We start from the raw sequence: 18,759 nt of genomic DNA, 5'->3' as shown, positions 1-18,759 counted from the left end.
GCGTTGAGCGCACAGGCGACAGCCACCGAGTACCACCCGGTGACGCCGACTTCGTCGGCACCACCACGCCCGTTGGCCGAAGGTGGTCTCAGGGTCGTCGCGCTCGGTGGCATCGGCGAGGTCGGCCGCAACATGACGGTCTTCGAGTACGAGGGCCGGTTGCTGATCGTCGACTGCGGCGTGCTGTTCCCGGAGGACGACCAGCCCGGCGTCGACCTGATCCTGCCGGACTTCGGCGCGATCGAGGACCGGCTGGACGACATCGACGCCCTGGTGCTCACGCACGGTCACGAGGATCACATCGGTGCCGTGCCGTTCCTGCTGCGGTTGCGCCCGGACCTGCCGGTGGTCGGCTCCAAGTTCACGCTCGCGCTGCTGGCGGCCAAGTGCCGCGAGCACCGGCTGAACCCGGAGCTGATCGAGGTCGCCGAGGGCCAGCGCAGCACGCACGGCGCCTTCGAGCTGGAGTTCTTCGCGGTCAACCACTCGATCCCGGACGCGCTGGCGGTCGCCATCCGCACTCCCGCCGGGGTCGTGCTGCACACCGGTGACATCAAGCTGGACCAGCTGCCGCTGGACAGCCGGCTGACCGACCTGGCCGGGTTCTCCCGCCTCGGCGACGAGGGCGTGGACCTGTTCCTGGTCGACTCCACCAACGCCGAGGTGCCCGGTTTCGTCACGCCGGAGCGCGAGATCGGCCCGGTGCTGGACCGGGTGATCGGCAAGGCGACGCAGCGGGTCATCGTGGCCTGCTTCGCCAGCCACGTGCACCGCGTGCAGCAGGTGCTGGAGGTCGCCGAGACGCACGGCCGCAAGGTCTGCTTCGTGGGCCGTTCGATGGTGCGCAACATGGGCATCGCCGCCGATCTGGGCATGCTCAACGTGCCGGACGGCCTGCTGGTCGACCTCGACCAGGCGCTGGAGATGCCGGAGCACGAGGTCGCGTTCGTCTCGACGGGTTCGCAGGGCGAGCCGCTGTCGGCGCTGTCGCGGATGGCTCGGGGCGAGCACCGGCAGATCGGCATCCGCGCCGGTGACACGGTGGTGCTGGCGAGCTCGCTGATCCCGGGCAACGAGACCGCCGTGTTCGGCGTGGTCAACGGCCTGGTCCGGCTGGGTGCCCAGGTGGTGCACCAGGGGCACGCCAAGGTGCACGTCTCCGGGCACGCTTCGGCCGGTGAGCTGCTGTACCTGTACAACGCGGTGCGCCCGAGCAACGTGATGCCGGTGCACGGCGAGTGGCGCCACCTGCGCGCGAACGCCGAGCTGGCCCGGCTGACCGGGGTGCCCGCGGATCGCGTGGTCATCGCCGAGGACGGCGTGGTGGTCGACATGGTCGACGGCATCGCGAGCATCGCGGGTCGGGTCGAGGTCGGTCACGTCTACGTCGACGGCCTGTCGGTGGGCGACGTGGGCGAGTCGACGCTGTCGGACCGGTTGGTGCTGGGCGAGGGCGGTTTCATCGCGATCACGGTCGCGGTGGACGTGACGAACGGGCGCGCGGTCTCGCCGCCGACGATCTCCGGTCGCGGGTTCTCCGACGACCCGAAGGCCCTGGACGACGTGGTGCCGCTGGTGGAGATGGAGCTGGCGCGCACCGAGGCCGAGGGCATCACCGACACGCACCGGATCGCGCAGTCGGTGCGCCGGGTGGTGGGCCGCTGGGTCGCCGAGAAGTACCGCCGCCGTCCCATGATCGTGCCGAACGTGCTTCCCGTCGGATCCTGATCTCTCGCTGGAACGGGGTGGCTCGGAAATCCTTCCGAGCCACCCCGTTCGCGTTCTCGCATCACCGCGGGTAGCCGCCTGCGAGGGATCGAAGATCCGCTTCCGTACCCGTTTCCGATCACTCGTTACCCGGACGTGCCAGTCGTTCTCGGGGAATGTCCGTTTCTCCCGTGCACCCTGGGTGGTTTCGAACACCTCACGGGTGGACGGCATGCCACTTTGGAATGACCCACCGCGCTGTCGGACAGATCCGCTGCCACGGTGAATCTCGCCGGTTCGAGCTACTTCGTTCCGCTGGAAAAACCACTCGCAAGATTGGGGTCTGAAGGTGCGTACTTCCGCTCGACTTTTCGGCGCTGCCGCTGCGGCGACGGCACTCATGGCCATCGGCGGCCCGGCGTTCGCTGACAGCGCGGACAACGATGGGGTCAACCTGCTGAACGACAACAACGCGAGCGTGCTGCCGGTTCAGCTGTGCGGCAACAACGCCGCGGTGCTGGGGATCACGGCGCCCATCGCGTCCCCGCAGAACAGCAGCTGCGTGAACGCGCCGATCACGGAAGGCTGATCTGCTCGGCAGGAGGGCCGGCCCCGGGGTGGGGCCGGCCCTCCTCCGCGTTCAGACGCGGGCGGCCGGGTGGGTGAGCAGCCGGATCATCTCGTTGATGGTGCCGATGAGCTTGCGGGAGTCGGCCGGTGCCAGCGTGTACCAGTCCTGGCCGTCCCGGCCGGGTTTGCGCTGCGCCAGGTAGCAGCCGGCTTCGGTGGCGAAGAACTGCACGTTGAACGGCAGCGACCGGGTGCGCCGGACCTGCTGGTCGTAGGCCCGCGCGGTGATGAGACCTTCCAGGCTGCGCTTGGCGGTGAACGCCCGCATCAGCGTTTTCCCCTGCGCCCCGCGCACTCCCGCATAGCCCAGGGCCGCGGACATGGTCCGGGCCGAGTCGCCCATCCGCTTGATCACCTGCTCCAGGTGCGCGTAGGGCAGCGACACCGAGACGTCGTCGGCGGCGGTGATCTTGCCGAGCAGGTTGACGGCGTTGCCCGCCGGACCGCCGTGCTCGTGCCGCTTGATGCGGATTTCCCGCAGGTCGTCGGGTGTTTCACCGTCGGCCTGGTAGGCCTGGACCGTGCTGCGGCCGTATTCGACGAGCACCGCGTTGAAGTTCTCGCCTTCGCGCGCGTGGACCGCGACGCCGACCGCCAGCGGCGGCCGGGCGAGCAGGCGCACGGCGTCCTCGACGAACGGGTGCAGCTCGTCGCCGTCGAACAGGCTCTGCTGGACGAGCTGGCGCCGACCGAGCTCGGCCGCCTCGCGGCGGTCGGACTCGGTGGCGTCCAGCGGCAGCCAGCCCACCCGCAGCAGCGGGTGGAGTTGCAGGTCGAATCGGGTGCAGAGGTAGTTCGCCGCGGCGGGAGGCAGGCTCAGTTCACGCCTGGCCACGAATCACCGGCCCGCGTCGGCGTCACCGAAGACGGCGGGAGCGGTGCGCTGCATGTCGTTGGTGAACACGTCGTCCTGCTCCACCAACCAGCCCGGGCGCTGGTGCTCCTGCTCGTCGTCCTCGCCCTGCTTGCCGCGACCGGCCCCGGCACCACCGGGAGCCCCGTTCTGACCGGGGCGACCACCGGCGGCACCACCGGCACCGCTCCCGGCGCTGGAGCCACCGAGACCGCCCATCCCGGCCCGGCCACCGGCACCGCGACCCACCGGCGCACTTGCGCCTTCGCCGCTGCGACCGCCACGCGGGCCGCCGTTGGGGGAGGGAGCCCAGCGACCGTTGTAGGGGTTCTGCCGCTCCCACGCCCCGGTCTGCGGGTTCTGCCGGAACAGCGTCCCGTCGGGACCGCGCACGACGCCGGGCGGAAGCCCGGGACCGGACGGAGTCGCCCACGACGGGTTCGACGCGGCGGGCGGAGCCGACGGAGCGTGCGCGGGCGCGGCGGCCGGGGCCGAAGCCCACGCGGACGACGTGCTCGCGGGCGCGGAGTAGCCGCCACCCGAGTGCGAAGAACCGCCGTCACCAGCGGAATACGTGCTCGCCGTCGGGTACGACGCAGCGGGCGGAGCGGCCGGCGGCGGCTGGTCGGCGGGCTGGAACTCGGGCAGCCGCGCGATCACGCCCTCGGTCTGCTGGCTGTAGCGCTCCATGACCTGGTTGGCCTGCTGGTTGGTGTCCACGTAGGCCTGCTGGCGCTCTTCGTAGTCCGACATCCACCCGGTCACCGGGTTCGAGTCGAGCCCCCAGTCCTCGACCCACCCCTTCTCCGGCGGATCGAGCAAAGCCCCCTGCCCGCTGGGCAACGGGTCGTCCTTCATCGGAAGAGCCTGAAAAGCCTCCCGCTGGTAGGAGTTCTGCTCCTCCAACGCCGCCTTCACACCACGCGAAGTCTCAGCAGCAGCCCTCGCAAGAGGCTGAATCTCGGCGATGGACGACTTGGCCGCGTCGGCGGCGGCACCGGTGTGGGCGGCCTCCGCGTCCCGCAGCGCCGAGGCGATGTCGTCCACCATCTGGTCGAACGCCTTCGCGGCGTTCTCCCAGCGCTTGACGCCTTCATCGGTCGGCGCGGGCAGGCTGGCGGCGTCCGGGGAGCCGCCCATCTGCTTGCGGTACTCCTTGGCGCTACTCGCGTAGCACATGTCGAGCATCGTGTTGTCCCCCAGTGACTACTGCGCAGCAGGCAGGGTTGGAACTGCGGCTTCGAGCGCCTTCTGCGCGATGCCGCAGGCGTCTTGGTTGGTATCCATCACGTGGGCCTGCGCGGACAGGATCTGGTCGTTCTTCGTGGCGAGGAAGATGTCGCAGGTTCCGTCCTGCTTGGGATCTCCCTGGTTCGCTCGCGCGGCGGGGTGTCCCGCGATGGAGAGCTCCTGGTAGTCGGCGTACTTCGCCTTGTTGTCGTAGTACGCCTGGATGGAGCGGCCTTCGAGCGGGGTCAGCGAGAGGCGGTTCTTGCCGTCCGCGGAGTTCCACACGCACGGCGAGGGAGCCTCCGGGTCCAGCGGATCCGACTGCTCCTCGCCCTGCGCGGCGAGACCCAGACCGGCCGCGGCGTCAGCAGGCAGCAGACCGCATCGGTCCTTCGCCATCGCGTCCTTCGGGGCGTCGATCGTGACCCCGCTCGGCTGCTGCGGCTCCGGTGCCGGGGCGCCGTCGGTCCCGCCACCACCGCAGGCGGTGAGGACACCGGCGAAAGCCGCACCTGCACAGAGGATCGCGCTGCGCTTGACCACTTCACTCCTCGTCACGGTTCGGATCACGTCCGGCACATTAGCTCGCGACATGGCGCTGGACGTCACTCCCGTGCTCGTCGGCCGCCCGGTATTCGGCGAGGACCGCGTTGTAGGCGTCGATCTTCTCCTGCAGCTTCTTGGTGAGGTCGTGCGCAGTCATCCGCAGCGAACCCGTTTCACCAGCCGCGCGTTCGGTGATCGCCAGGCGCGCCTTGTTCGTGTAGCTGTCCTTGGCCGTCAGCTCACCAGGCTCGACACGTGCCGCGCTGTCGACCATCGCGAGCGCGTCATCCCGGATCTTCTCCAAGCGTTTGATCGCGCTCTGCAGTCCCGCAGGATCGACTACGAACCCGGCCACGGCGGTGTTCCCCCTACTTCAGGCTGACGTCTGGCTTCCGGTCCATCCTCGGTGATCACCGGTGGTGATCACAGCGTTTTGAACCGGCGCACATTATGAATGCGATCACCCTACTGAGCGACCGCTTTCACCCGAACCATCACCTGTATGTAGCAACGCCCAGGTACGTGGCCGGCTCAGGGAGCACGGTGCTTGAGCAGTGCTGGAGTGCGGCTGTGGCGGGCGACCCGGTCTCCTACTGGATGTGGAGCAGTGAGACAAGGTCTTCGTGCAGGTCACCGGGGATTCTGTAGCGCCGGGCGCGTTGCGCAGTGAGAACGGGCCGGGCTCCCAGGGGAGTCCGGCCCGTTCTCGTCAGCGGGTCAGCGGTGGTTGGACTGGAGGGCTTCCTGCAGGACCGCCGGTTGGCCGCGGGTGGCCTGGGTGCCGACCTGGTCCGGGGTCGGCTGCGGGAGCGGTTCGCAGGTGGTGTCGGGGCCGTCGCCGTCCTGGCGGGGCGGGAGCGCGCCGGTGAGCAGGTAGTCGGCGATCTTGTCGTCCTCGCAGGCGTTTCCGCTCAGCGAGCCGGAGTGGGTGGTGCCGCCGGGAAGGCTGATGAGGCTCGCGTTCGGGAAGCGCTTGCGGGCTTCCAGGGCGCCCGGGAACGGGGTGGCCGCGTCGAGCTCCTCGCTGATGAGCAGGGCTCCCTCGACCTTGCTGCCGTCGACCTCGACGGGCTTGCCCGCCTTCGCGGGCCAGGTCAGGCACGGGGCGTTGTACCAGGCGTTGCCCCAGGTCTCGAAGGGTGCCTTCTCGTGGGTGGCCCAGTTGTCGGTGCGCCACTGCTCCCAGTCCGTCGGCCACTGCACGTCCGTGCACTGCACGCCGGTGTAGACCGCGTAGCCGTTGTCGTCGCCGGGGGCGTTGGTGTCGTCGTAGAGCGCCTTGGCCGGGGCCCAGTCGCCGTTGTTGACCCACGCGGAGAACGCCTGCGCGCGCTCCGGCCACACCGACGTCGAGTACCCGGCCTGCAGGAACAGGTCCGTCCACTCCGCCGAGCCGATCACGTCACCGGCCGGCTGCGCGTCGAGCTTCGCGAGCTGGTCGTAGTACTGCTTCTCCACGGCGTCCGCGGTGGTGCCCAGGTGGTAGGTCGCGTCGTTGCGGGCGACCCAGTCGAAGAAGATCTTGATGTTGCGGTCGAAGGCCACGTCCTGGTTCAGGTTCGCCTGGTACCAGACGTCGTTGACGTTGACCACGCCGTCCATCACCAGCCGCCGCATCCGCTCCGGGTGCAGGGTGCCGTAGACCTGCCCGAGGTAGGTGCCGTAGGAGAAGCCGTAGTAGTTGATCTGCTCCTGACCCAGGGCCTTGCGGATGCTCTCCATGTCCTCGACCGAGTCGGTGGTCTTGAGGTGGTCGAGCAGCTTGCCCGCGTTGCCGCAGGCCTTCGCGTAGCCCTCGGCGCGGTCCAGCCAGGTCTTCTCCAGCTCGGCGTCGGGCACGTAGTGCGGCCTGTTGTAGCCGAAGTAGTTCGGGTCGCAGGACAACGCCGGTTCGCTGCTGCCCACACCGCGCGGGTCGAAGCCGATCCAGTCGTAGGCGGCACCGGCGTTTTTCGGCACCGCCGATCCGAGCACGCTCAGGTTCAGCCCGGAACCGCCGGGTCCACCCGGGTTGACCAGCATGACGCCCTGGTACTGGTCGGCGGGAACGGTCGCCTTGACGCGCGAGACGGCGAGCTTGATCTGCTCGCCCGCCGGGTCCGCGTAGTCCATCGGGACCGAGACCGTGCCGCACTCGGCACCGGCCTTCTGCAGGGTCTCGCTGTCGCACGGGCCCCACTGGATCGGGGCAGGGGTGAATTCGGGCGCTGGTGCGGCCGACGCCGAGCCGACCGACGGCGATAAGCCGATCAGCAGCCCGAGCGCCAGCGCGGTGGTGGCGGCTTTTCTCACGATCGTCCTCGTCTGTCCGGGTTGTCGCCGGTGATGGCGATGCAGTGTGGACAGTTAACGAGGTCGGACGAGAACGTGGCGCGGCGTTGGCGAGAAATGGTCGCGCCGACCGCGTTTCGGTTCGGTTACCGGGCCAACCAGGGCGAGCGCTTGTCGCTGACCGGGCGGGTGCGGTCCTGGTGCAGCGGGGCGTCGGGCTCGTCGACGCGCAGCCGGACCAGGCCTTCGGTGATCGCGCGCATGATGCGGTCGCGGGCGCGCGCGGCGTCGCCGACGCGGTCGGCCGACAGGTCGGAGAGGTCCACCGGGGCGCCGAAGTGCACCCGCATCGTCGGCCTGCGCGCGATCGCCCGCAGCCACGAGGAGAACAGGATCCACAGGTCGCGGGCGCTCTCCACGCGCACCATGCCGTAGCACATGGCCTCGTGCGCACCCCACTGGCTGACCGGGATGACCTTCGTGCCCGCCGCGAGCGCCATCCGCGCCACGCCGGTCTTGCCGTGCTCCGGCCACATGTTCGGCTCCAGCGTGATCCGCCCCTCCGGGTAGACCAGAACCGGGTTCGCGTCGTCGGCGAGCGCAGCGACGACCTTGTCCAGCGCCTCGGCCGCCGTCGCCTTGCCGCGATCGGCGCGCACGTGCCGTCCCGCGCGCATGATCGAACCGAGCACCGGCGCGTCGAACAGGCCGCCCGTCGCGACGAAGCGCGGCGCGATCCGCCGATGCCGGCACGCGGCGATGAGCACCAGCGGGTCCAGGTTGCCGATGTGGTTGGCCGCCATCAGCACCGGCTGTCCCCGCAGGTCATCCGGCACGTCGCCGGTGACGACGAGTCGTCCGGTCAGCGCGATCACCGCGCGGTCCACGCGCATCAGCGCGCGCCACAGCCTCGGGGTGGCGCGGAACAGCGTCTCGCGATCGCTCCGGTGTGTCGGCTCCGGACCGCTGGGCAGGGCAACCATGATGGGTAAGAGTCTCACGACTCGTGCGTTCAGCGGGCGCAAACCCCCGTGGTTGTTGTGACGGGAGAGGCGGGTGCCGATACCGTGTGGGGCATGGCGAGCCGGACATCGAACGGGGGGCGGGGCTCGTCGCGCGGCAAGGCGGCGACGCAGCGTAGCGGCACCGCCGCGAAGCGTGGCAAGAGCACCGCGTCCACCAAGACCAGCAGCGGATCCAAGGGCGGCGGGCAGAGCAAGCCGCGCGCCGGGTCGACGCACGCGCCCCGCAAGACGCCCGCGAAGCGCACCCCCGCCAAGAGCAGCAAGAAGACCCCTGCCACCCGGAAGCGGGGTGGCGGACTCGGCGGCGTGGTCCGCGCGGTCGGCAGAACGCACGAGCTCGACCCCGCGCACCGCCGCGACGGGATCGCGCTGATCTACCTCGCGCTGGCCGTCGTCGTGGCCGCAGGCGTCTGGTGGCAGGCCGGCGGGCCGGTCGGTCACTGGTTCGACTGGGCGCTGCGCTCGGTCATCGGCATCGGCGCGGTCGTGCTGCCCATCGTCCTGCTGATCACCTCGGTGATCCTGATGCGCACCGAGACCAGCCCCGAAGCCCGGCCGCGCGTGGTCATCGGGACCGTGCTGCTGGTGTTCGCCACGCTGGGAACCATCCACGTCCTCTCGGGTGCCCCGCTGGAGTCCGAAGCATGGCCCACCGCGGGCGGCGCGCTCGGATTCGTCGCCGGGGGCGCCCTGGCCTACGGCCTGACCGGCTACGTCGCCGTCCCCGTGCTGATCATCGCCGGGCTGTTCGGACTGCTCGTGCTCACCGGGTCGTCGGTGCGCGACGTGCTCGCCAAGATGCGCGGCGACGACTACGACGACGAGGACGGTTTCGAGCCCGCGCCCAGCAAGGCCGAGCTGGAGGGCGACCCGTCGACCGTCAAGCTGCGCCGCCCGTCCCGGCGCCGCCAGGCGGCGATGTCCGAGCAGGACGAGCAGCTCTCCCTCGACGACGTGCCCGGGGAACCCCCGGCCAAGCCCGCCAAGCCGAAGGCCGCCGAGGTCCCGGCCGCCAAGCCGGAGAAGCCCGAGAAACCCGCGAAGACGAGCGACGCGCCGCTGATCAGCCGCGACGTCGAGGGCGACTACCAGCTGCCGCCGCTGGACGTGCTCACCGACGGCGACCCGCCGAAGAGCCGCAGCAAGGTCAACGACTCGATGATCGAGGCGATCACGGCCGTGCTGGAGCAGTTCAACATCGACGCGCAGGTCACCGGCTTCACCCGAGGCCCGACCGTCACCCGCTACGAGGTCGAGCTGGGCCCGGGCGTGAAGGTCGAGAAGATCACCGCGCTGACCAAGAACATCGCCTACGCCGCCGCGACCGACAACGTGCGGCTGCTGGCGCCGATCCCCGGCAAGTCCGCGGTGGGCATCGAGGTGCCCAACAGCGACCGGGAGATGGTGCGGCTCGGTGACGTGCTGCGGTCCTCGGAGGCGGCCAAGGACTCGCATCCGCTGGTCATGGGCCTGGGCAAGGACATCGAGGGCCACATGGTCACCGCGAACCTGTCCAAGATGCCGCACCTGCTGTGCGCGGGTTCGACCGGTTCCGGTAAGTCGAGCTTCGTCAACTCGATGCTGGTGTCGCTGCTGGCGCGGGCCACCCCGCAGGAGGTCAGGATGATCCTGATCGACCCGAAGATGGTGGAGCTGACGCCCTACGAGGGCATCCCGCACCTGATCACGCCCATCATCACCCAGCCGAAGAAGGCCGCCGCCGCGCTGGCCTGGCTGGTGGAGGAGATGGAGCAGCGCTATCAGGACATGCAGGCCAACCGGGTTCGGCACATCGACGACTTCAACGCCAAGGTGCGCTCCGGGGAGATCACCGCGCCGCTGGGCAGCGAGCGCGAGTACAAGCCCTACCCGTACATCCTGGCGATCGTCGACGAGCTCGCCGACCTGATGATGACCGCCCCGCGCGACGTCGAGGACGCGATCGTGCGGATCACCCAGAAGGCCCGCGCCGCGGGCATCCACCTGGTGCTGGCCACGCAGCGGCCCTCGGTGGACGTCGTCACCGGTCTGATCAAGACCAACGTGCCGTCGCGGCTGGCGTTCGCGACCTCGTCGCTGACCGACTCGCGGGTCATCCTGGACCAGCCGGGCGCCGAGAAGCTGATCGGCATGGGTGACGCGCTGTACCTGCCGATGGGCGCCTCGCGGCCGGTGCGCGTGCAGGGCTCGTTCGTCGCCGACGACGAGATCCACCGCATCGTCGCCTACACCAAGGACCAGGCCGAGCCGGACTACACCGACGGCGTCACCGCAGCGGGCAAGTCGGGCGACAAGAAGGAGATCGACTCCGACATCGGCGACGATCTCGATGTCCTGCTCCAGGCCGCGGAACTCGTCGTGACCAGCCAGTTCGGGTCGACCTCGATGCTGCAGCGCAAGCTGCGCGTCGGGTTCGCCAAGGCCGGTCGCCTGATGGACCTGCTCGAATCGCGCGGCGTCGTCGGTCCCTCGGAGGGGTCCAAGGCGCGCGACGTGCTGGTCAAGCCCGACGAGCTGGAGAACGCGCTCCACGCGATCCGCGGCGGGCCCTCGCCCGACGAGGAGGAGTGATCCCCGGGCCCGCGGTGCGCACCGCGGGCCCGATTCTTCTCCGCACTTTTCACGTTTGTTCATCACCATTTGTTTCGCATTGTTTCCACTGCTCCGTTTGCGACCTGACAATTGCTCTGAACGGAATTCTCAGAGGGCTCGATTCAGAAGTTTTCTGCGATAACCTCTCCGCCGCTGACGGTTGATCCGCCTGCGGTTGAGGGGTATTGCGCATGGTCGTGCGAAAAGTTCGCGCTTTGTTGGTCGTGCTGTTCTCGGCGGCATTGGTCGCCGCCGGATTCCAGCAGATGGCGTTATCCGCGCCCGCTCCCGGAGACGTCGGGACGCAGGACGTGGAGAAGGGCGAGCTGCTCAGGGTCGGCGGGTCCAGCTACCCGAGGCTGGTGCGCCTGGAGCACTCCGGGGACGCCAACGGCCGCGTGCTGGCGAGCATGACGACCTACCGCGACAACGCCGGCTTCGCGACGATCCAGGAGAGCCGCGACGACGGCAAGACCTTCCAACCGCTCGCCGAGATCCACGATCCCGCAGGTGAGGACACCAAGGGGATGTGCTGCTCGACGCTGTACGAGCTGCCGCAGCAGGTCGGCGACATGCCCGCCGGGACGCTGCTGTGGGCGGGCACGGCCGGTGTCGGCGCCGATGAGGAGGAGCGGCAGGCCAGCATCCGCGTGTGGCGCAGCGACGATCACGGCAAGACCTGGAGCTACCTCTCCGACATCGTGCGGGCCCCGGTCGGACCGGGTGTGTGGGAACCCGAGTTCACGGTTTCGGAGCAGGGTGATCTGGTCGCCTTCTATTCCGACGACGGCGACCCGAAGCACGATCAGAAACTGATGCAGGTGCGTTCTTCGGATGGTCGAAATTGGACCGATTCGAAGGAGATGCTGAAGAACGACGAGTTCCGGGTCCGCCCGGGAATGTCGGGAGTGCGCAAGCTGCCCGACGGCACCTACGTGATGGTGTACGAGGTCTGCAATTACGACCCGGTGCACACCTGCACGATCTGGATCCGCGAATCCTCCGACGGCTGGGACTGGGGCGACCCCTACGACCTCGGCACCGAGATCGTCTCCGACACCGGCGGCCAGCCGCTCGGCACGCCGACCATCGCGCTCGCGCCGGGGCCGAACCCGAACGGACGGCTGCTGCTGGGCTACCAGATGCTCGGCGGTGACCAGGGCGGCTGGGCTCCGGGCAACGGGAAGACCGTGATGGTCAACGACGATCCGGGGAAGCTCGACGGGCCGTGGAAGGAGATCCCGGCACCGGTGCAGATCAGCTACAACCAGGGCAGCGTTTGCCGGAACTTCAGCCCGACCCTGCTGCCGACCTCCGACGGCAAGTCCATGATCCACGTGACCACGGACTTCGAGCACTACATCGGCGGTCCCTGCGAGGCCTTCTACGGCGTCGGCCCGATCGACGAGTCCGGCACGGCGGCCACGGCCCAGACCGAAGCCCGTCCGATGGACACCCGAATCGGCCGCTGACACCCGAATCGGCCTCTGGCACCCGGGGCCGCCCCGGGGGGAAGAACGCCCCGCCCGGAGAGATGGTCCTCCCTCCGGGCGGGGGTCCTCCGCGTCGGGACAGTTTTAGCCATAACTGCCCGCCGGAAATCAGGTGAAATATCCGTTTTGCCGGAGTCAGTTATGGCTAAAACTGTCACCTGGTGATCACTGCTGAGCCCGGGCCTTGTCCGGCAGCTCGGCCATCTCCACGGCTTCGGCGAGCGAGGAGGCGGAGCCGCCGAACTGGCGGACCGCTTGGTAGTAGAGGTCCGCGGTGGCCTCGCAGGCGCCGTCGCCGTCGCAGGCCGAGTACATGTCGTCGCGGAAGTTGTCGTCGATCTTCAGCCGGTTGTCCTCGGAGAACCGCTCCTGCAGCTTGTAGTTGCGGTAGCCGAAGTCGTGCCGGTCGCAGCTCTCCTTGAACTCCCACCCGAACGGCGCGTCGGGGGAGTAGGAGCAGCCGTCGGAGGACCAGTCGAGCTGGTCGGCGTACGGCTGCTCGCCTCTGGTCTGGGTGAACTCGTCCAGCGAGTACTCGAACAGGTAGCTGTCGGTGGTCTTCTGCAGCTCCTCGGGTGTGAGGTCGGCGGCGAAGGCGGTGCCGCCGCTCAGCAGCAGGGCTCCGGTGGCGGCCACGGCGGCGACGAGGCCGCGACGACGGGTGCGTTCCAAGGTGGTCTCCTCTGGGTGGAACGAATGACCACCGGTGTTTATAACCGTTCCCGGAGTGACCGGTGAGAGAGTTGCGAACTTGCGAAGCGAACGGTTGATAAACGACCAGAAACGGAGGGCCGAACTCGCCTTGCTCAGCGGTGCGGGTAGGGGGACCTGAGCGGCTCCGTGGACTCCGCGCGCCGCTCCTGATGCATGTCCAAGTCGCGGCGTGCTCGCCACGAAGCCGCTCAGAACCCGCGGCGGTGCAGGCTGGGGCCCACGCATGAGGATTGAAGAAGACCTGCTCAGTGGGACAGGTCGAGGAGCATGCGGGTGTTGCCGAGGGTGTTGGGCTTGATGTTGGCCAGGTCCAGGAACTCGGCGACGCCGGCGTCGACCGAGCGGCGCATCTCCTCGTAGACCTCGGGGCTGACCGGGGCGCCGTCGACGGTGCGGAATCCGTGGCGGCCGAAGAAGTCCGTCTCGAAGGTGAGCACGAACAGCCTGGTCAGACCCAGGTCGGTGGCCAGTCCGATGAGCCGCTGGACGATCCGGTGCCCGATGCCGCGGCCCTTGACCGCCGGGTCGATCGCCACGGTGCGGATCTCGGCGAGGTCCTCCCAGAGCACGTGCAGCGCGCCGCAGCCGACGACGCGCCCGCCGTCCTCGGCGACCCAGAACTCCTGGATGTCCTCGTAGAGGGTGACCAGCTCCTTCTCCAGGAGAACCTCGCCCGCGTAGGTGTCGACCAGCGCCTTGATGGTCGGGACGTCGGCGATCCGAGCCCGCCGAATCACTATCTCCGACGGCGCATAACCATTCATGCATCCATCGTAGCGCCGCGCCGGGGCCCCAGCGCGACCGTCACGCCAGTTGCAGCAGCATCCGGGTGTTGCCCAAGGTGTTCGGCTTGACGTGCGCCAGGTCCAGGAACTGCGCCACGCCCTCGTCGGGCGAGCGGCGGATCTCGGCGTAGACCTCCGGCGGGACCGGGGTGTCGGCGATCGGCCGGAATCCGTGGCGGCCGAAGAAGTCCGTCTCGAAGGTGAGCACGAAGATCCGCGACAGTCCCAGCTCGGCGGCGTGCTCGATCAACCGCTCCACGATCAGGTGCCCGACGCCGCGCCCCTTCTCCATCGGGTCGACGGCCACCGTGCGGATCTCGGCGAGGTCCTCCCACAGCACGTGCAGCGCGCCGCAGCCGATGATGCTCCCACCGTCCTCGGCGACCACGAACTCCTGGATGTCCTCGTAGAGGGTCACGAGCTCCTTGCCGAGCACCACCTTGCCCGCGTAGTGGTCGACCAACGACTTGATCGCTCGCGCGTCGCGGACTCGGGCCGGTCGCACCTCGATGGCATTCACGTTAGGTAAGCCTAACCATCACAACGGGAAGATGGTCGTCCGGACGGCCGTAATCTCGGCCACCGCCCGGGCGCATTTCCGGGTGGCAGGCTCGTTGCCGGAGGGCGACAGCAGGGACGTTAGGCTCGACCCATGTCAACCGAGCAGCAACACCACCGAGTCGCCATGGTCACGCTCGGTTGCGCGCGCAACGAGGTGGATTCCGAAGAGCTGGCGGGCAACCTGCACGGCCGCGGCTGGGATCTCGTCGATCCCGACGAGGCCGAAGTGGTCGTGGTCAACACCTGCGGCTTCGTCGAGTCCGCCAAGAAGGACTCCGTCGACACGCTGCTCGCCGCCTCCGACACCGGCGCGAAGGTCGTCGCCGTCGGCTGCATGGCCGAGCGCTACGGCGCCGAGCTCGCCGAGCAGATGCCCGAAGCCGACGCCGTCCTGGGCTTCGACCACTACGGCAACCTCGCCGACCGGCTCGACGACGTCCTCGCCGGCCGCGCGCTGGAATCCCACCAGCCGCAGGACCGGCGCAAGATGCTGCCGATCAGCCCGGTGTCCCGCCCTGCCGCCGCGGCCGAGGTCGCGGTGCCCGGTCACGGCTGGGTGCCTGCCGCGCGCGAGATCTCGCGCCGCCGGCTCGACGACTCGCCGGTCGCCGCGCTCAAGCTCGCCTCCGGCTGCGACCGCCGCTGCTCGTTCTGCGCGATCCCGTCCTTCCGCGGCTCCTTCCTCTCCCGCCCGCCGGAAGAGGTCCTGGGCGAAGGGGCCTGGCTGGCCAAGAACGGCGCCAAGGAGCTGTTCCTGGTCAGCGAGAACTCCACCTCCTACGGCAAGGACCTCTCCGACCAGCGCGCGCTGGTGACGCTGCTGCCTCAGCTGGCCGAGCTCGACGGCGTCGAGCGGGTCCGGGTGTCCTACCTGCAGCCCGCCGAGACCCGTCCCGACCTGGTGCGCACCATCGCCACCACGCCCGGTGTCGCGACCTACTTCGACCTGTCCTTCCAGCACTCCAGCGAGTCCGTGCTGCGCCGGATGCGCCGGTTCGGTTCCACCGAGTCGTTCCTGCAGCTCATCGAGCAGATCCGGGAGCTGGCGCCGGAGGCGGGCATCCGCAGCAACTTCATCGTCGGCTTCCCCGGTGAGACCGAGGACGACTTCGCCGAGCTGCAGGAGTTCCTGACCGAGGCCCGGCTGGACGCCGTCGGCGTGTTCGGCTACTCCGACGAGGACGGCACCGAGGCCGAGGGCTTCGACGGCAAGCTCGACCAGGACGTGGTCGACGAGCGCGTCGAGCAGCTGACCGCCCTCGCCGACGAGCTCATCGCGCAGCGCGCCGAGGACCGGATCGGCACCGAGGTCACCGTCCTCGTCGAGCGCTTCGACGAGGACGACGTGATCGGCCGCGCCGACCACCAGGGGCCCGAGGTCGACGGCGAGTGCCTGATCGTCGACACCGACGACCTGGCCGTCGGCGAGCTGGTGCGCTGCGAGGTCATCGACAGCGACGGCGTGGACCTCGTGGTGCGCCCCGTGGAGAAGTCCGGGGAGCAGCCATGACGGCCGAAGGGCAGGCACCGCAGGTCCCCGTCCTCAACATCGCCAACGTGCTGACCATGTCCCGGCTGCTGCTGGTGCCGGTGTTCCTGGTCGCGCTGTTCTGGGCCGACGGCCACGACACCGTGTGGCGCTGGATCGCCACCGGCGTGTTCGTCCTGGCCTCGGTCACCGACCGCATCGACGGCGAGGTGGCGCGCAGGCGCGGGCTGGTCACCGACTTCGGCAAGATCGCCGACCCGATCGCGGACAAGGCGCTCACCGGTGCCGCGCTGGTCGGGCTGAGCATGCTCGGCGACCTGTGGTGGTGGGCCACCTGGGTGATCATCGTCCGCGAGCTGGGCGTGACGCTGCTGCGGTTCTGGGTGATCCGGCACGGCGTCATCGCGGCCAGCCACGGCGGCAAGATCAAGACGTTGCTGCAGGCCATCGCCATCGGGCTCTACCTGATGCCGCTGGGCTCCTGGGCCGACATCCCGCGCTGGGTCGTGCTCGGTGCCGCCCTCATCGCCACCGTGGTGACCGGTCTGGACTACGTGATCCGGGCGCTGCGGATGCGCGCGGCCGGGGGTGCGCGATGATCCTCGACGCGCTGGACCTGCCGTTCTCGCAGGTAGCGGGGCTGATCGACGCCCTGCGGGCGCGCGGTGAGACCGTCGCGACAGCCGAGTCGCTGACCGCCGGGCTGGTCTCGGCGGCGCTGACCGAGGTGCCCGGGTCGAGCGCGGTGGTGCGCGGCGGCCTGGTCGTCTACGCCACCGACCTCAAGGACCGGCTCGCCGGGGTCGATCCTGAGCTGCTCGCCGAGCACGGCGCGGTCCACCCGGACGTGGCGTCCCAACTCGCCGTCGGCGCGTCGGGTCGCTGCGGCGCGGACTGGGGCGTCGGGCTGACCGGCGTCGCCGGGCCCGATCCGCAGGACGGAGTCGCGCCCGGCACCGTTCACCTGGGGTTCTCCGGGCCGCGAGGTGTTGAGGTGCGCACCGAGGTGCTCGGCGGTGATCGTCACGCGGTGCGCTCGGCGGCCGTTCGGGTGGCTCTGGAACACTTCGCCGGGATGCTGCGTTGAACAATTTGCAAGGGGCCCGTCATGTGTCCGGCTGCGCTGTGCGCTGCGTGAACATGGCCCAGCGAGGACTAGTCCGATCGATCATGAACCGTTCGCCCTGGGCGGACTTCCGCTCGATCGTTCTCGTTCCGGCCCATCGATGAGTAACGTAGGGGGCGTTCACGCGTAGTGCACGCGGAAGGCGACGAAGGAAGGGAGGCGCGCGATGACCGTATTGTTGCGGGAGGCGGTCGGTGAACGGCTGCGCCGCGCCCGGACCGCACAGTCTCGGACGTTGCGGGACGTTTCGCGCGCTGCCCGGGTGAGCCTCGGATACCTGTCCGAGGTCGAACGGGGCCGCAAGGAGGCGTCCAGTGAGCTGCTGTCCTCGATCTGTGATGCCTTGGACCTGCCGCTGCCAGAGCTGTTGGTGACCGTGGCCGGTGACCTCGACAGGACGATGGTGGTGCCATCGGTGGTCGACGAGCCGGCGACCGCGGACCTCGACGGCGGTCAGCTGGTGCCGAGCCTCATCGGTGCCGAGCTCTCCGACGCCGAGCAGCAGTTCGCCGAAGCCGGTGAGACCCGCGCGGGGCTGCAGCCGGTGCTCAGCCAGCGCATCAGCGCTCCGGTGCGCAAGCAGGTAGTGGCCGCCTGAACGACTAGACGACACCCCGACCGCCCCGCGTGACCAGCCGGTTCGCGGGGCGGTCGGCTTTTGTTGATCACGGTTCTATGTCCGTTATGCACCCGGAGCGGCGGCGTTCGGACGTGCCTGGTTCGATCAACGCTGAGCGCTCCGGGAAATACCCGGAGATCTGCCGTGTTTGGTGGAAGCGGACACGACTACCTGACACGATGGAACCAGCCGGGGCTCTTGGTGCGTTGTATCGGCGAGAGATCGGCTGGGGGCAGACGGCTCGCAGTGCCACGTGGCAGGCAAGCGGAAAGAAGGCAGGCGGAGGAGATGGCCAACCCGTTCGTGAAGGCCTGGAAGTACCTGATGGCGTCCTTCTCGTCGAAGGTCGACGAGCACGCGGACCCGAAGGTGCAGATCCAGCAGGCCATCGAAGAGGCCCAGCGGCAGCACCAGACGCTCTCCCAGCAGGCCGCCTCGGTGATCGGCAACCAGCGTCAGCTGGAGATGAAGCTCAACCGCCAGCTCGGTGAGGTCGAGAAGCTGCAGGCATCGGCCAAGCAGGCGCTGGTCATGGCGGACCAGGCCCGCGCCGAAGGTGACGAGGCCAAGGCCCAGAAGTACGAGGAGACCGCCACCCAGCTGGCCAGCCAGCTGGTCAGCGCGGAGCAGGGCGTCGAGGACCTCAAGACGCTGCACGACCAGTCGCTGGGCGCCGCCGAGCAGGCCAAGCAGGCCGTCGAGCGCAACGCGCAGGTCCTGCAGCAGAAGATCGCCGAGCGCACCAAGCTGCTCAGCCAGCTGGAGCAGGCCAAGATGCAGGAGCAGGTCTCGGCGTCGATGAAGTCGATGACCGAGGTCGCGGCCCCCGGCAACACGCCGTCGCTGGACGAGGTCCGGGACAAGATCGAGCAGCGCTACACCACGGCCCTCGGCGAGGCCGAGCTGGCGCAGAACAGCGTGCAGGGGCGGATGATGGAGGTCGAGCAGGCCTCGATCGACGCCGCCGGCTCGAACCGCCTCGCGCAGCTGCGCGCCTCGATGGGCAGCAGCAGCGACCAGCAGCAGGTCACCGGCGGTGCGCAGCAGCAGATCTCCAGCGGCGAGACCCCGGCGGAGACCAAGAAGCAGGAGAAGCCGCAGGCCGACCAGGCCTGACC

At 69.2% G+C, this 18,759-nt stretch carries 18 protein-coding genes; 9 read left to right on the top strand and 9 right to left on the bottom strand.

Annotated features, from left to right (window positions below; all coding sequences use genetic code 11):
• The first annotated feature begins 39 nt into the window (after nucleotides 1-39).
• Together QFW96_RS07220 and QFW96_RS07215 are read left to right on the top strand one after the other, a co-directional pair.
• Entirely contained in the window at nucleotides 40-1,728 is a 1,689-nt protein-coding gene (locus QFW96_RS07220) for a ribonuclease J (protein WP_281455161.1), read from the top strand.
• A gap of 328 nt (nucleotides 1,729-2,056) precedes the next feature.
• Entirely contained in the window at nucleotides 2,057-2,296 is a 240-nt protein-coding gene (locus QFW96_RS07215) for a hypothetical protein (protein ID WP_281454766.1), read from the top strand.
• 51 nt (nucleotides 2,297-2,347) lie between these two features.
• Here the strand turns inward: QFW96_RS07215 and QFW96_RS07210 are convergent, their stop codons facing one another.
• The 6 genes from QFW96_RS07210 to QFW96_RS07185 form a co-directional block, all read right to left on the bottom strand.
• Nucleotides 2,348-3,172, bottom strand: coding sequence for an ESX secretion-associated protein EspG (locus QFW96_RS07210; protein WP_281454765.1), 825 nt, complete (start codon nucleotides 3,170-3,172; stop codon nucleotides 2,348-2,350).
• 3 nt (nucleotides 3,173-3,175) lie between these two features.
• Nucleotides 3,176-4,369, bottom strand: a complete 1,194-nt coding sequence (locus tag QFW96_RS07205) for a hypothetical protein (protein ID WP_281454764.1) — start codon at nucleotides 4,367-4,369, stop codon at nucleotides 3,176-3,178.
• A 27-nt stretch (nucleotides 4,370-4,396) separates the two neighbouring features.
• Nucleotides 4,397-4,963 carry a DUF3558 family protein gene (locus tag QFW96_RS07200; RefSeq protein ID WP_281454763.1) on the bottom strand — a complete coding sequence of 189 codons (567 nt, stop codon included), beginning with the start codon at nucleotides 4,961-4,963 and terminating at the stop codon, nucleotides 4,397-4,399.
• Between the two features lie 37 nt (nucleotides 4,964-5,000).
• Entirely contained in the window at nucleotides 5,001-5,321 is a 321-nt protein-coding gene (locus tag QFW96_RS07195) for a hypothetical protein (RefSeq protein WP_281454762.1), read from the bottom strand.
• 362 nt (nucleotides 5,322-5,683) lie between these two features.
• On the bottom strand, nucleotides 5,684-7,258 hold the full coding sequence (locus tag QFW96_RS07190) for an alpha/beta hydrolase (RefSeq protein ID WP_425524725.1): 1,575 nt from the start codon (nucleotides 7,256-7,258) through the stop codon (nucleotides 5,684-5,686).
• 125 nt (nucleotides 7,259-7,383) lie between these two features.
• Complete coding sequence (locus tag QFW96_RS07185; protein ID WP_281455159.1) at nucleotides 7,384-8,130, bottom strand: lysophospholipid acyltransferase family protein; 747 nt, start codon at nucleotides 8,128-8,130, stop codon at nucleotides 7,384-7,386.
• Between the two features lie 183 nt (nucleotides 8,131-8,313).
• On the opposite strand from QFW96_RS07185, the gene QFW96_RS07180 reads away from it, so the two are divergent.
• The gene (locus QFW96_RS07180) at nucleotides 8,314-10,833 is read left to right on the top strand and encodes an FtsK/SpoIIIE family DNA translocase (protein WP_281454761.1); all 2,520 of its coding nucleotides are present in this window, start codon (nucleotides 8,314-8,316) and stop codon (nucleotides 10,831-10,833) included.
• 245 nt (nucleotides 10,834-11,078) lie between these two features.
• Complete coding sequence (locus QFW96_RS07175; RefSeq protein ID WP_281455158.1) at nucleotides 11,079-12,326, top strand: sialidase family protein; 1,248 nt, start codon at nucleotides 11,079-11,081, stop codon at nucleotides 12,324-12,326.
• Nucleotides 12,327-12,512: 186 nt separating this feature from the next.
• On the opposite strand, the gene QFW96_RS07170 is transcribed toward QFW96_RS07175, so the two are convergent.
• From QFW96_RS07170 to QFW96_RS07160, 3 genes are all read right to left on the bottom strand, one after another.
• A complete protein-coding gene (locus tag QFW96_RS07170; RefSeq protein WP_281454760.1) occupies nucleotides 12,513-13,019 on the bottom strand; it encodes a phospholipase in 507 nt (168 codons plus the stop codon).
• Nucleotides 13,020-13,306: 287 nt separating this feature from the next.
• A complete protein-coding gene (locus tag QFW96_RS07165; protein WP_281454759.1) occupies nucleotides 13,307-13,825 on the bottom strand; it encodes an amino-acid N-acetyltransferase in 519 nt (172 codons plus the stop codon).
• A 40-nt stretch (nucleotides 13,826-13,865) separates the two neighbouring features.
• Nucleotides 13,866-14,366 (bottom strand): amino-acid N-acetyltransferase, encoded by a 501-nt coding sequence (locus tag QFW96_RS07160; RefSeq protein ID WP_281454758.1) that lies wholly within the window; start codon nucleotides 14,364-14,366, stop codon nucleotides 13,866-13,868.
• A 132-nt stretch (nucleotides 14,367-14,498) separates the two neighbouring features.
• Between QFW96_RS07160 and rimO the strand changes: the two genes are divergently transcribed.
• From rimO to QFW96_RS07135, 5 genes are all read left to right on the top strand, one after another.
• Entirely contained in the window at nucleotides 14,499-15,917 is a 1,419-nt protein-coding gene (rimO, locus tag QFW96_RS07155; protein ID WP_281454757.1) for a 30S ribosomal protein S12 methylthiotransferase RimO, read from the top strand.
• The gene (pgsA, locus tag QFW96_RS07150; protein ID WP_281454756.1) at nucleotides 15,914-16,495 is read left to right on the top strand and encodes a CDP-diacylglycerol--glycerol-3-phosphate 3-phosphatidyltransferase; all 582 of its coding nucleotides are present in this window, start codon (nucleotides 15,914-15,916) and stop codon (nucleotides 16,493-16,495) included. The genes rimO and pgsA overlap by 4 nt, the downstream gene beginning before the upstream one ends.
• A complete protein-coding gene (locus tag QFW96_RS07145) occupies nucleotides 16,492-16,983 on the top strand; it encodes a CinA family protein (RefSeq protein ID WP_281454755.1) in 492 nt (163 codons plus the stop codon). Before pgsA ends, QFW96_RS07145 begins: the two co-directional genes overlap by 4 nt.
• Before the next feature lie 205 nt (nucleotides 16,984-17,188).
• Entirely contained in the window at nucleotides 17,189-17,620 is a 432-nt protein-coding gene (locus QFW96_RS07140) for a helix-turn-helix domain-containing protein (protein ID WP_281454754.1), read from the top strand.
• Nucleotides 17,621-17,929: 309 nt separating this feature from the next.
• The gene (locus QFW96_RS07135) at nucleotides 17,930-18,757 is read left to right on the top strand and encodes a PspA/IM30 family protein (RefSeq protein WP_281454753.1); all 828 of its coding nucleotides are present in this window, start codon (nucleotides 17,930-17,932) and stop codon (nucleotides 18,755-18,757) included.
• Nucleotides 18,758-18,759: the final 2 nt, after the last annotated feature.

The organism is Saccharopolyspora ipomoeae (genome assembly GCF_029952525.1).
In the GTDB taxonomy this organism is placed as follows: domain Bacteria; phylum Actinomycetota; class Actinomycetes; order Mycobacteriales; family Pseudonocardiaceae; genus Saccharopolyspora; species Saccharopolyspora ipomoeae.
Note: the sequence above shows the minus strand (reverse complement) of the source record. Positions and strands in the feature narration are given on the sequence as shown.